The organism is Mediterraneibacter agrestimuris, assembly GCF_943193195.1.
GTDB classification, from domain to species: domain Bacteria; phylum Bacillota; class Clostridia; order Lachnospirales; family Lachnospiraceae; genus Schaedlerella; species Schaedlerella agrestimuris.
Genome location: NZ_CALPDG010000067.1, coordinates 1 through 12863, shown reverse-complemented (window position 1 = coordinate 12863; position 12863 = coordinate 1). Strand labels below are relative to the sequence as shown.

12 protein-coding genes and 1 pseudogene are annotated in these 12863 nt (G+C 42.7%); 7 read left to right on the top strand and 6 right to left on the bottom strand.

The window, feature by feature from the left end; genetic code table 11:
• Positions 1 to 120: 120 nt before the first annotated feature.
• Together NFS18_RS17950 and NFS18_RS17945 are read right to left on the bottom strand one after the other, a co-directional pair.
• Positions 121 to 657 carry a hypothetical protein gene (locus NFS18_RS17950; RefSeq protein WP_251392743.1) on the bottom strand — a complete coding sequence of 179 codons (537 nt, stop codon included), beginning with the start codon at positions 655 to 657 and terminating at the stop codon, positions 121 to 123.
• A 95-nt stretch (positions 658 to 752) separates the two neighbouring features.
• Entirely contained in the window at positions 753 to 1259 is a 507-nt protein-coding gene (locus NFS18_RS17945; protein ID WP_251392741.1) for a hypothetical protein, read from the bottom strand.
• Positions 1260 to 1371: 112 nt separating this feature from the next.
• On the opposite strand from NFS18_RS17945, the pseudogene NFS18_RS20015 reads away from it, so the two are divergent.
• Positions 1372 to 1963, top strand: a pseudogene (locus NFS18_RS20015) (transposase); the annotation flags it as partial.
• Between the two features lie 1107 nt (positions 1964 to 3070).
• Positions 3071 to 3589, top strand: coding sequence for a peptidylprolyl isomerase (locus tag NFS18_RS17935; RefSeq protein WP_251392738.1), 519 nt, complete (start codon positions 3071 to 3073; stop codon positions 3587 to 3589).
• 153 nt (positions 3590 to 3742) lie between these two features.
• On the opposite strand, the gene NFS18_RS17930 is transcribed toward NFS18_RS17935, so the two are convergent.
• Positions 3743 to 5074 carry an MATE family efflux transporter gene (locus NFS18_RS17930; RefSeq protein ID WP_251392736.1) on the bottom strand — a complete coding sequence of 444 codons (1332 nt, stop codon included), beginning with the start codon at positions 5072 to 5074 and terminating at the stop codon, positions 3743 to 3745.
• The gene (locus tag NFS18_RS17925) at positions 5071 to 5523 is read right to left on the bottom strand and encodes a MarR family winged helix-turn-helix transcriptional regulator (protein WP_251392735.1); all 453 of its coding nucleotides are present in this window, start codon (positions 5521 to 5523) and stop codon (positions 5071 to 5073) included. Before NFS18_RS17925 ends, NFS18_RS17930 begins: the two co-directional genes overlap by 4 nt.
• 282 nt (positions 5524 to 5805) lie before the next feature.
• Here NFS18_RS17925 and NFS18_RS17920 point away from each other — a divergent pair, with 282 nt between their 5' ends.
• Genes NFS18_RS17920 through NFS18_RS17900 form a run of 5 tightly spaced genes read left to right on the top strand, consistent with a single transcriptional unit; the run spans position 5806 to position 11354 of the window.
• Positions 5806 to 6687: an energy-coupling factor transporter ATPase gene (locus NFS18_RS17920; protein WP_251392730.1), complete on the top strand. Its 882-nt coding sequence runs from the start codon at positions 5806 to 5808 to the stop codon at positions 6685 to 6687.
• 48 nt (positions 6688 to 6735) lie between these two features.
• Complete coding sequence (locus tag NFS18_RS17915; protein ID WP_251392727.1) at positions 6736 to 7584, top strand: energy-coupling factor transporter ATPase; 849 nt, start codon at positions 6736 to 6738, stop codon at positions 7582 to 7584.
• Positions 7577 to 8401, top strand: a complete 825-nt coding sequence (locus NFS18_RS17910; RefSeq protein ID WP_251392724.1) for an energy-coupling factor transporter transmembrane component T family protein — start codon at positions 7577 to 7579, stop codon at positions 8399 to 8401. The genes NFS18_RS17915 and NFS18_RS17910 overlap by 8 nt, the downstream gene beginning before the upstream one ends.
• Before the next feature lie 18 nt (positions 8402 to 8419).
• Positions 8420 to 9208 (top strand): tRNA pseudouridine(38-40) synthase TruA, encoded by a 789-nt coding sequence (gene truA / locus NFS18_RS17905; RefSeq protein WP_251392723.1) that lies wholly within the window; start codon positions 8420 to 8422, stop codon positions 9206 to 9208.
• Positions 9198 to 11354, top strand: a complete 2157-nt coding sequence (locus NFS18_RS17900) for a Tex family protein (RefSeq protein WP_251392720.1) — start codon at positions 9198 to 9200, stop codon at positions 11352 to 11354. The genes truA and NFS18_RS17900 overlap by 11 nt, the downstream gene beginning before the upstream one ends.
• Positions 11355 to 11584: 230 nt before the next feature.
• Here the strand turns inward: NFS18_RS17900 and NFS18_RS17895 are convergent, their stop codons facing one another.
• Both NFS18_RS17895 and spoVAC read right to left on the bottom strand, forming a co-directional pair.
• The gene (locus NFS18_RS17895) at positions 11585 to 11962 is read right to left on the bottom strand and encodes a YmaF family protein (RefSeq protein WP_251392718.1); all 378 of its coding nucleotides are present in this window, start codon (positions 11960 to 11962) and stop codon (positions 11585 to 11587) included.
• A 97-nt stretch (positions 11963 to 12059) separates the two neighbouring features.
• Positions 12060 to 12527: a stage V sporulation protein AC gene (spoVAC, locus tag NFS18_RS17890; RefSeq protein WP_251392716.1), complete on the bottom strand. Its 468-nt coding sequence runs from the start codon at positions 12525 to 12527 to the stop codon at positions 12060 to 12062.
• Between the last annotated feature and the right edge of the window lie 336 nt (positions 12528 to 12863).

The following is a 12863-nucleotide window of genomic DNA, read 5'->3' as shown; positions in this document are numbered from 1 at the left end:
ACAATTGCTGCTTTTTTGGGTAATTTTCCATTCATCTCCAATCCGCCTCCTTCTGAAAAAACTCTTTCTATTTTATATATTCGCTTTATCTATATTACCTTAAAATATATTTTATAACACTCACTGTAAATATGGATTTGTAAAGTTTGCGAACATAACCGTAACCGGTTCAGTGGATGCATTACGTATAAAACCATAATATGCCGCATGACTTACTGCACGACCGTTGTGAGAACGCCCTGCTGTCAGACCTCCACTTGTTGCTATATGTTCTATTCCACTCCATTCTGCGATGCCAGAATAGATATATGCCGTTCTGTCCAATCCAAATGTCATACTTAAAAAATCACCTTCATTCACAACAAATTTCATATTGCCTGACTGATAGCACTGCATCACGTCCCCATTGCTTAACGTGCGCGAAGGGAATCCCATTGTTCCTCTTGTTTGCATTTCTTTTTTTGCTTCATCCTCATTTGCCGGTAAATACCCTTCTGATTTTAAGTTTCCATCCTTATCATAAATTTCAAAATAAGTAGATTGTGCATTTCCTGTTTCACAATCTTCCGCATATGTTACCATTACGCATTTTAAACTTATAAAAAACGTTAAAACCATCACTATTACTCTAATCCTATTTGGTATTTTTTTCATCAAAATGCCTCCTTGTAATTAAGTGTTTTTGAAAGCTCAAGATTTTCTCAATTAAGTTTCGTTCTGCTAGAAATCGCTCATATCTATTATAATACTACCTAATAATTTGTTGAAAAACTAACGTAATTAACAGTTATGGCACTAGAATCATCATTACGAATATACCCATAATAATCTCCAGTTTGTTGTACAACTGCTGAATGTGATCGCCCTCCGGTAAGCCCTCTTACACTGGCAAGGTACTCACCTGAGCTTTTTTTTATCCCCGATGCAATCATCGCATTTCTGTTCAATCCAAATTGCATATTTACTTGTGCTCCTGCAACCAAAAAATAAGGAAAGCCAGTATCTTGACTATGCAAAATCATATATCCACCACATTCTATTATTCTGGTTCCCCAATAATCCCTTGTGTTAATTTCATGTTCATCAATAGGCAAATCGCCCCTTTCCGTTATGTTCCCATTCGCATCGTACGTAGTATAACTAACTCTATGCACTTCCATCACTTTGTCTCTTGACATTTCATCATCTTTCGCCGATACTTCTAAAATTCCATTAAAGCATAGTAAACCAATCAATAACATTGTTACAATTTTTTTCATACTTATAATCCATCTTTCTGCGAAAGGCACCGATGGGGTTATGAAACCCCTCTCGGACTTTCGTTATCTTAAATTTCCTGATATAATTTTCCTATAAGACTGACACACTATAGAACATATGCTCGCTCATTCCGGGGAAATATTTGATGTTACACCTTTTGTAGATGGCTGGTACAAAACACCAATCGAAGAAATTCAGGCCGCTGTTGATCTAATCCGCACCATACCGGGATTTGACAAAAATCCTATGACTGCCATTCAAATCCTATCTGAAATTGGTGGTGATATGTCTGTCTTCCCCACAGCTAAGCACCTCGTTTCATGGGCAGGATGTTGTCCGCAATGACCAAAGCAACAAAAGAATCAAATCAACTCGAATTTCCTGTGCTGGTACTTATTTTAAACCAATTCAGGTACAAATTGCGAATGGTTTAATGCGTTTCAAAAAACATCCTGAAATAACCAACCGTTATAAGCGCATTAAATCGCACCGTGGTCATAAGAAAGCCATCATTGCAATCTGCCGTATGCTCCTGACCGCTATCTGGCACATACTCTCAGATTTAAAGCCATATACAGCAGATGGTTTTCTTGAATCACGACCTGTGAACGAATCGAAAGTTCTGACGGAATCACTGGTGCTTAATTTAATGAGACGGCGTGGCTATATCATCAGAGATGATATGGAACCTGCCATGAATTAGGTATTGTGTCTATATTCCTTTTTGAATATTTTTAATCATAAAAACCCACCTCCTTTTAATGTGTCTCTGTCCCTTTAAATTATATTATATACGATATCATTTTTCTCACTTCTATCAATACTTTATAACTGAAACGACAGTTTTCTATTAGTTTTGGTTGCCAAGCATGCGATAAAACAGTCCAGTGGACTGATTTGAGTCTTGTTGAATGTGGATTATAAATATGGAAATGCTAAAACCTTCATGGTTGGGACGGATACGGAAATCCAGGTTCCTTATGTTGTTATGTGATGCGATACTATTCTGGTGGAGGATTCTGGTTTGCCGGATTGTGCCAAACACAATCCGAATTGTAAAGCTCTTCCAAAAGTGATAGAAGATTATCTACCCATATGTTATAATGCCAGTGTTGTCCAACCTATATCCGGTAGCGGGAGGGGCTGTTTGTTGCAACATCAGCAAATGGCTAGGCAGGCACGACAAAGGGTAAACGGTAGATAGTCCTACCTATACAAAACTGGAGCAAACCTGCATGATAGAGACAGATTTGCTCCAGTCTTATTTCATTTCTTCTTTACCGGACTTCCGGCAGTTCGCTGGAAGATTCGGTGACCAAGGAAGCAAGTCATCCAGAAAACTGCGGTTAGTGTCATCCCTACAGAACATTATTTACCTTTTTCTTTCTTACTGATAGTATCATAAATTTATCAAACGAAAAGGAGTGATAGATTTATGAACCAAACAACCATTGAGAAGTATTGTATAAGCGATGTTGTGGGATTGATGTACCACTATCTTTGTTTAAAATACATACAAAAAAACTCCCAAGACACGACAAATGCAAGAATGTGCGGGGCTGGATAAATCGCTGTCATCATTTCATTGGCCGGACATCTTGCAGAACAGTGCAAGATGCCGTGGGAAGAGTAACAGCCGCTATTTTGGAAAGCTTTTCTTTTTCCTCTTAGGCTTTAAAAATATATAAAACCATGGTAGAATATACGCAGACGCAAAGAATCAAGAAAAAAAACGGTGATATTTGATTCTTGTGCAAGAACTATGATGTAGTAGGATCATGGTATATAAAAAGAAAAGAGGAATGATATTATGGCAAATCCAATCGTAACATTTGAAATGGAAAACGGAGACATAATGAAAGCAGAGCTGTATCCGGAGATTGCGCCGAATACAGTAAGGAACTTTGTGTCACTTGTAAACAAGGGATATTATGACGGTCTGATTTTCCACCGTGTGATCCGTGGCTTTATGATTCAGGGCGGATGCCCGGACGGAACCGGAATGGGCGGTCCGGGATATCAGATCAAAGGTGAGTTTTCACAGAATGGATTCGAGAACAATCTGGCACATGATCCGGGAGTGCTGTCTATGGCACGTGCAATGCATCCGGATTCCGCAGGTTCCCAGTTCTTTATCATGCATGAAAAATCACCGCATCTGGATGGAGCTTATGCTGCATTTGGAAAGATTACAGAAGGTATGGATGTGGTAAATAAGATTGCAGAGACTCCGACAAGCTGGGGAGACAAGCCGATGGAGCCGCAGGTGATGAAGAAAGTATCGGCTGAGACTTTTGGCGAGACATATGAAGAACCGGAAAAAGCCTGAGACATAGATTCTGTTTTGAAGAAAATACGGGATGAATATATTATGGAATAACGTGGATTAATATCTGTCAGCAGAACAAGTGCGGTACAGTATGTAGCAGTAAGTACACATACTGTACCGCACTTGTTATATGATAAAAACGGCAGTACATTGTTATGCATAATGATATCTTTTACGGTTCTTATATATCAGGCTGCCGGATACGATGCACGCACAGACTTCGGCGACGATGATTGCCAGCCAGATTCCGTCGATGCCAAAAAGGAACGGCAGCAGCAGTACGGAGGACATTTGGAACACAAGTGTTCTCAAGAAAGCTATCGCCGCAGAAATCGCACCATTGTTCAGCGCCGTGAAGAATGCAGATGCAAATATATTCAGTCCGGTAAGGATGAACGCAAAGGAGAATACCTTGAAGGCATGCCTGGTCATTTCAAACAGGTCTGGATCATAACCAACGAAAATATTTGCCAGTGGTCCCGCCAGAGTCTGTGCCAGAACCATCATCACACATCCCGCAACACTCATGATAAGCAATCCTTTCCGAAGCATATTTCTCAGCTCGCTATGGTTGCCGGCTCCATAGTTGTAGCTGATGATTGGTGAAGTTCCGATTGTGTAGCCGATAAACATTGCATTGAATACAAACTGCATATACATCAGCACACCGTAAGTAGCGACGCCGTTTTCACCTGCAAAACGCAGAAGCTGGAAATTATACAGCATACTGACGAGGGAAGTGGAAATATTAGTCATCAATTCAGAAGATCCGTTTCCACATGCCTTCAGCAAAATTTTTGATTCCATTTTTGTTTTGACGAGACGCAGAAGGCTGGTATTCGGACGCAGGAAATAAATCAGTCCGAAAAGTCCGCCCACACATTCGCTCAGGGCAGTTGCTAAGGCAGCACCTGCCACGCCCCAATGAAAGACGGCGATAAACAATGCATCAAGAGCCATATTAGTGAATCCTGCAAGAAGCATAACAAATAATCCCAGTTTTGGCTTCTGTGCCACAACGAAAAAGCTCTGGAATACATTTTGAAGAATAAAGGTTGTATTAAAAATCAGGGCAATACTGCCGTAAATGACGCAATAGTCCAGCATCGCGTCGGTTGCGCCAAGCAAGATAGAGATCGGGCGGATCAGGAGAGTTCCGATGACAGCAAGGGTCAGTCCGCAGATCACGGATAAATTCACCATCATTGTAAAATAGCGGTTGGCAAGCTCCGGTTTACCCTCACCCAGTGTTTTGCCGACAAGGGCGCTTCCTCCCGTTCCGATCATAAAACCAATTCCGCCGATCATCATGATAAATGGCATGACCAGATTGACTGCGGCAAAAGGTACTTTTCCTACGAAGTTAGAAATAAACAGTCCGTCCACCACGCCGTAAATAGACGTGAATACCATCATTACAATGGAAGGCAGACAGAATCGAAATAATTTTGAATAAGTAAAATGTTCGGATAGCTGAATTCTCATTTCAAATTCCTTTCTGTTAAATTAATTTTCAAATTATCAGTATATTTGCGGAAGAGGTGCAGAAACTGTTCTTGTTCCTCTTCGGTAAATGTATCAAAGGTAAGATTTTCAAGAGCAATGACCTTATCTACTGTCTGTCTGGCAAGGGTTTCCCCCTTTTCAGTCAGCCGTATCTGCTTGCGGCGCCGGTCCTCTTTGGAAGAAAGCTCCAGATAACCGTCAGCTTCCAGTTTTTTCAATGCAGAATTAATCGTCTGCTTTGGCTGGCTTAGCGTATTGCACAGTTCTCGCTGGGTCAGCGAGGTATTATCCTCCCGCAGAGAATAAAGGATCCAGAGAGTACACTCAGAAAAGCCAAACAGTTTGGCGATCCGGCGGTAAATATCTTCATTTTCCTTGATGATCGAATTGTATTCAAAAAGCCTTTTGCTCATCATATATTCATTCATAGTACCACGTCCCTTCTACACGAAAAAAAGCTTTATACGCCGCTGCTTTTTATAATTGATTCATGAAACACACTTTTGTATTTTAAGTCAGTGCACGAGGCTATAATACAAAAGTCCGAAATCGGACTAATGTGCTTCTAAGAAAGATTATAGTCCGTTTTCGGACTTCTTGTCAAGCAAAAAAAAGAAATTACAGATACTTGCAAAAAACTATCTGATACACTAAAATAAAACCTGTTGATAATAACTGTAAAATGGGAAACAGATGAAAGGACAGAATCTATGAACATGGTACAGGCAGAAGAGCTTGTTTATGAATATGAAAAACGGGATGATGAAGGAAATGTGATCGGCATGAACCGGGCAATCGATGAAGTAGATATTGATGTAGAACCGGGGCAGTTTGTTGCGATTCTCGGGCATAACGGCTCGGGCAAATCTACCCTTGCGAAGCATATCAACGCAATCCTTGTGCCGACAGGCGGCGTCATGTGGGTGAACGGACGAGATACGAGAAAACCGGAAGAGCTGATGAGTGTCCGGCAGTCTGCGGGCATGGTATTTCAGAATCCAGATAATCAGATCATCGGAACTGTGGTGGAAGAGGATGTAGGATTTGGTCCGGAAAATCTGGGTGTCCCCACAGATGAGATCTGGACGCGCGTGGAAGAGAGCTTAAGGGCAGTTGGTATGATTGAGTATCGTACTCACTCCCCCAATAAGCTGTCCGGCGGGCAGAAGCAGCGTGTGGCGATTGCAGGAGTGATCGCAATGACTCCGCAGTGTATCGTATTAGATGAGCCGACTGCTATGCTGGATCCTAATGGACGAAAGGAAGTGCTGGAGACGGTACAGGAACTGCGGAAACGGAAGCATGTGACAGTGATTCTGATTACACATTATATGGAAGAAGTCATTGATGCAGATAAAGTGTATGTCATGGACAGCGGACATGTTGTGATGCAGGGAACTCCACGCGAAATCTTCAGTCAGGTGGATGAATTGAAGAAATATCATCTGGATGTTCCGCAAGTAACGATGCTGGCGGAGGAATTACGAAAACGTGGACTGGGACTTCCAAGAGGCATTTTGCGAAGAGAGGAACTGGTGAAATATACCGTAGATTTATGGAAAAGCCGGAAGAACAGAGATGTGAAAATGTAATATATGACAGCAGTAAACAGAAGTTGAAATAAAACGGGTGAGATATTAATGGCAATTGAACTGAAACATATCAATTATATTTACAGTCCGGGAACAGCATACGAAAAGCATGCGCTAAAGGATATCAATCTGGTTATTCCGGACGGACAGTTTATGGGGATTATCGGACATACAGGTTCGGGGAAGTCCACATTAATTCAGCATTTTAACGGATTGATCAGAGCGACATCCGGGGAACTGAATTACAACGGGGAAAATATTTACGCAGACGGATACAACATGAAGCAGCTCCGCAGTCAGGTGGGACTGGTATTCCAATATCCCGAGCACCAGCTTTTTGAGGTGGATGTATTTACGGATGTGTGTTTCGGACCAAAGAATCAGGGGCTGTCCAAGGAAGAATGTGAAAAGCGTGCAAGAGAAGCTCTTGAGCTTGTAGGGTTTCCTGAAAAATATTACAGGCAGTCTCCTTTTGAATTATCCGGCGGACAAAAGCGGCGCGCAGCAATTGCGGGTGTTTTGGCAATGCAGCCGCAGGTGCTGATTTTAGATGAGCCGACTGCGGGGCTGGATCCGAAAGGGCGGGACGAGATTCTTGATCAGATCGCACACTTGCATGAGCGCACAGGAATGACGGTTATTCTTGTGTCTCACAGCATGGAGGATATTGCAAAATATGTGGATCGGATTCTCGTGATGAATCATGGTGAAAAAATGCTGGAAGGCATACCAAAGGAAGTGTTTGCGTATTACCGGGAGCTGGAACAGGTAGGACTGGCAGCGCCGCAGGTGACTTATATTATGCATGATCTGAAAGAAGAGGGGCTGACCGTAAATACGGATGCTACAACGATAGAAGAAGCAGCAGAAGAGATAATGAGGAGTTTTCATGATTAGAGATATTACAATCGGACAATATTATCCGGCAAACAGTTTGATACATCGCTTAGATCCCAGAGTGAAGATTGTCTGCACTCTGATATTTCTGGTGTCTCTTTTTGTACAGAACAGCTTTTTAGGATATATGATCGCAACCGTATTTTTAGCGGCTGTGATCAAAATCAGTAAAGTACCGCTCAAGTTTATTGTAAAGGGATTGAAGGCAATCGTTATTCTGCTGATGTTTACAGTGGTGATGAATCTGTTTCTGACAAAGGGCGGAGAGGAACTGGTACACATTGGTTTTATCCGCATTTATGAAAATGGACTGCGAACTTGTGTGTTTATGGCGATCCGCCTGATTTATCTGATCATTGGTTCTTCTTTGATGACACTGACAACCACTCCGAATATGTTGACGGATGGAATCGAGAAACTTCTGCATCCGCTGAATAAGATTCACTGTCCGGTGCATGAGGTGGCAATGATGATGTCCATTGCACTGCGGTTTATTCCAATCTTGCTGGAAGAGACCGATAAGATTATGAAGGCACAGATTGCCCGCGGCGCAGATATGGAGAGTGGGAATCTGATTCAGAGGACGAAGGCAATGGTTCCGATTCTGGTTCCTCTGTTTGTATCCGCGTTTCGCCGTGCAAACGATCTGGCAATGGCGATGGAAGCGAGATGTTATCACGGAGGAGACGGAAGAACGAAGATGAAACCGCTGATTTATAGAGGAACGGATTATATGGCATATACGGTGACGATCCTGTATATGATTGCGGTAGTTGTCATCGGTCACTTCGTGGCATTTAAACTGTGGATTTTTTGATGAAAGAGATGAGATAAAATGAAACGAGTGAAATTGACAGTTGCCTATGACGGCACAGATTACTGCGGCTGGCAGGTTCAGCCTAACGGGATTACAATTGAAGAAGTGCTGAATCGAAAACTGTCAGAAATGACAGGAGAGCAGATCACAGTGATCGGGGCGAGCCGGACAGATTCCGGTGTGCATGCAAGGGGAAATGTGGCGGTCTTTGATACCAGTTCTCCGATTCCGGCAGAGCGTATGGCATATGCATTGAACCGGAAGCTTCCAGAGGATATTGTGATCGTCAGGTCGGAGGAAGTTCCATCGGACTGGCATCCTAGGTACCAGGACTGCATGAAGACATATGAATATCATATCTGGAATGCAGAAGTTCCAGAGCCGACAAGACGTCACACGACCTATCATGTGTCCTATCGGCTGGATATTGAAAAAATGCGTAAAGCAGCACAGTATCTAGTTGGAGAGCATGATTTTGTGAGCTTTTGCAGCATTCATAAAAATGTAAAAACTACGGTTCGTACCATTTATGATCTGACAATAGAACAAAACGGCGGGGAACTGGTATTTCGGATCCGCGGCAGCGGATTCCTATACAATATGGTTCGGATTATTGTCGGAACGCTTCTGCGTGTAGGAAGAGGATTTTACACACCGGAGCAGGTGAAAGAGATTTTGGAAGCAAAGAACCGGGATGCGGCAGGTGTAACGGCGCCGCCGCAGGGGCTGGTACTTACAGAGATCAGGTACAGTCAGCCGGAAGAAATCAAAACAGAAATAAGGGAGCAGGAAACAAATGGATATTAATCAGAAACTGGCAGAGGAACTTGAAGTAAAACGCTGGCAGGTAGATGCAGCCGTGCAGTTGATCGACGAGGGAAATACGATTCCGTTCATTTCAAGATACAGAAAGGAAGCTACGGGTTCATTGAATGATGAACAGCTCCGTAAGCTCCATGAGAGACTTCTGTATCTGCGGAATCTGGAAGAGAAAAAAGAGCAGGTATTGTCCAGTATTGAAGAACAGGGCAAGCTTACTGAAGAACTGAAAGTACAGATTCTGGCGGCGGAGACATTAGTGGTTGTGGAAGATCTGTACCGTCCATACCGTCCGAAGCGCCGTACCCGTGCAACGATCGCAAAGGAAAAGGGATTAGAACCGCTGGCCGCGTTTATTACTTTACAGCAGGCAAAAGAACCGCTGGAAACAGAAGCAGAGAAATACATATCCGAGGAAAAAGAAGTAAAATCTGCAGGAGAAGCATTGGCAGGCGCAATGGACATTATTGCAGAGTCAATTTCAGATGAAGCAGATTACCGAAGTTGGATCCGGAAACAGACTATACAGAAGGGAAAAGTGATTTCTACTGCAAAGGATGAAGAGGCAGAATCTGTTTATGAGATGTATTACGAATTTGAAGAACCTCTTTCCAAGCTGGCAGGACACCGTATACTGGCATTGAACCGCGGTGAAAAAGAGAAGTTCCTGACAGTGAAGATAGAGGCGCCGGAAGAGGATATCCTGAGATATCTGCAAAAACAGATTATACATAAAGATAATCCGTATACAAGCCCGGCGCTTATAGCTGTGGCAGAGGACAGCTACAAGCGTCTGATCGCTCCGGCTATTGAGCGTGAGATTCGGAATGAACTGACAGAGAAGGCGGAAGACGGAGCGATCGAAGTGTTTGGAAAAAATCTTCATCAGCTTCTTATGCAGCCCCCGATCGCAGGTAAGGTTGTTCTGGGATGGGATCCGGCATTTCGTACCGGGTGTAAGCTGGCAGTAGTAGATGCCACAGGAAAGGTACTGGGTACAACAGTTATTTATCCTACTGCGCCGACTACTCCGGCTAAGATACAGGCATCTAAGGACTTATTGAAAAAGATCATTCCGAAGTATAACGTGTCATTGATTTCCCTCGGAAACGGAACTGCGTCCAGAGAGTCAGAACAGTTTATTGTAGAATTGTTAAAAGAGATTCCTGAAAAGGTACAGTATGTGATCGTCAATGAAGCGGGAGCTTCTGTGTATTCTGCGAGCAAGCTGGCAACAGAAGAATTTCCGAAGTTTGATGTGGGACAGAGGAGTGCGGCATCAATTGCAAGACGTTTACAGGATCCGCTGGCAGAACTGGTTAAGATCGATCCGAAATCCATCGGTGTGGGTCAGTATCAGCACGACATGAATCAGAAGAAGCTGGGCGAATCCCTGAATGGGGTCGTAGAGGACTGTGTAAATAAAGTCGGCGTGGACTTAAATACGGCATCTGCCCCGCTGTTGTCTTATATTTCCGGTATCAGCAGTGCAGTTGCTAAAAATATTGTGGCATACAGAGAGGAGAACGGACGCTTTATAGACCGCCGCGGACTGCTGAAGGTGGCGAAGTTAGGACCGAAGGCATTTGAGCAGTGCGCCGGATTTTTGCGGATTCAGGAAGGAATCAATCCTTTAGATGCAACGGGCGTTCACCCGGAATCCTACGAGGCGGCTGAAAAATTGCTGAAGAAGCAGGGATTTACGTTAGAGGATATTTCCGGAGGCAATCTGACTGGCTTATCATTGACGATAAAGGATTATAAGAAACTGGCAGAAGAGCTTGGAATTGGAGAGATTACCCTGCGGGATATCGTGAAAGAACTGGAGAAACCAGCGCGTGACCCGCGTGAGGAAATGCCGAAACCAATTCTTCGTACCGATGTACTGGAGATGAAGGACTTAAAAGAGGGCATGATTCTAAAAGGAACCGTGCGTAACGTCATTGACTTTGGTGTTTTCGTGGATATCGGAGTTCATCAAGACGGACTTGTACATATTTCACAGATTACGGACCGTTACATCAAACACCCGTTAGAGGCATTGAGTGTAGGCGATATTGTAGATGTAAAGGTTATGAGCGTGGATTTGAAGAAGAAGCGCATCCAGTTGACTATGAGAGGAATACAACAATAGGCAAGAGATCTGTATGACAGAGAACTTGAAAAATCAGTACAGTCAGAAAATCTGTCCGGTTGATGAACAGTTTCTCCTTCCGGCTGAACTGTTACAGAATCCGCCCTATGGTGAATTTAACATAGGGCGGATTCTATTTTTTTATCACATGTTTTTACGAACTTTGCAGTAAATGAAAGTCCTGTGCTGAACGATTACCCGAAAGAGAGTTTCATTGCCCGGATAGTCTCTTAGTCACATTTTTTCTTGAAGTCTGTCGGGCTGTTAATCAGTGAAGCAGCCTGAAACTTGTGCTTGTGCCCATCGCATTCTTCTGTGCAGGCACTTGCAAAATGAATGTGCTTGCCGTCTCCTACGTAGATAGCAGGACCGGATTTACCGCAGAATTCATGGAAATGTCCGTCAGAAAAATCTGTTCGGAATTTTATTTCATGAATATGGGTGTCCCCCATGTGAATTTCCTCTCCTGATACGGCTGCAAACCGATGGTTGTGGCATCCGTTACATTCTGAGAATATAGCGGTGCTGCCAAGGAATTCGTGAACATGTTTCTTGCATTTATCGCAATGCTCTGGCTTTTTTGAGTTGTTCTGAAATTGATTATACATTTTAAAATCTCCATTTTTGGTATCGATATATAGTATGATGGAGAAGAAAAAACGACACTATTATTTAAAATATCATTTTTATTCGGTAAAAGGAGATTTATGCAATTCCTGTTATTGTCCCTATCCAATACAGAAATCCTAGTATCCAGCTTGTGAAGATTCCGTATAGAATTACCGGACCTGCAATGGTAAATATTTTACATCCTATTCCAAAAACCTGCCCTTCTTTTTTGTATTCGATTGCGGGAGCCGCAACAGAGTTGGCAAATCCGGTAATCGGAACGAGTGCGCCGGCGCCGCCCCATTTGGCGACTTTCGGATATAAATTGATTCCCGTAAGGATTACACTGATCAGAACTAAGATTAAGGAGGTCCAGCTTCCACAGTCTTTTTTAGATAATCCAAGCATTTCACAATAATTGTAGATCATCTGACCTATGGTACAGATAATACCCCCTGTTATAAATGCCTTCAGCATATTGAGCAAGACATTGTGCCGCGGTGTTTTCTTTTTGACATATGTTTCATATTGCTTTTCTTGTTTCATTTTTTCTAATTTATCCATAAACTCACCTCTAAAATTTGGTTGCATAATTGATATGCGGATAAGGATAGTATTGTAAATAATAAAAAAAATATACAGAGCAGAACTTAGGAACATGATTCAGGTAAAAAATTAGTATGCAAGAAGCGTTGGAATAAAAATTTCCGGATCTGGTATACTAGTGTTTAGCTGTAATTATGAATACAGTGGATTTTGTGTAACAGTTCAGCCATGCACAAATCTACAAAAACGAATTGGTAAGCTTGATTACAACAAGATGTTTTTGTAGGATTTGTATATGGCGTTCTGCCATAAGCGAGAATTTGCGCTGCATAGCAGCGTATAGGCGGTGAAACC